Here is a 517-nt window from a genome sequence, read left to right on the forward strand (position 1 = left end):
ACGGTTATACCGACGGCGCACGCATGGCTCTGGAAGGCGGTTGCCGATGGATTCAACTACGTATGAAGGACGCTACCGACGACGATGTGCGACCCATTGCGCACGAAATACGCAAGCTGTGCACCGAATACGGCGCCAAGTTCATTCTCGACGACCGTGTGAACCTGGTCGTTGAAACCGGTGCCGACGGCGTGCATCTTGGCAAGAACGACATGCCTGTAGACGAAGCGCGACGCGTGCTCGATACACATTATATAATAGGTGGCACAGCCAACACGTTCGACGACATTCAGCGACTGGCTCGTCAGGGTGCCGACTACATAGGATGCGGTCCCTTCCGATTTACTACTACAAAGAAAAACCTCTCGCCTATTCTCGGACTTGAAGGCTATCAGCGCATTGTAAAGCAAATGCACGATGCCAATATCAATCTGCCGATTGTGGCGATTGGCGGTATCAAGGCGGAAGACATTCCAGCTATCATGCAGACGGGTGTGACGGGAATTGCTGTAAGCGG

1 protein-coding gene is annotated in these 517 nt (G+C 53.6%); it reads left to right on the plus strand.

Going from position 1 to position 517, the window contains the following annotated elements:
* Positions 1-517: thiamine phosphate synthase (locus tag I6E38_RS15075; RefSeq protein ID WP_235394739.1), on the plus strand; the 517-nt coding region annotated here is incomplete at both ends.

Origin of the sequence: Leyella stercorea (genome assembly GCF_021531355.1) — a bacterium.
Classification (GTDB): Bacteria; Bacteroidota; Bacteroidia; order Bacteroidales; family Bacteroidaceae; genus Prevotella.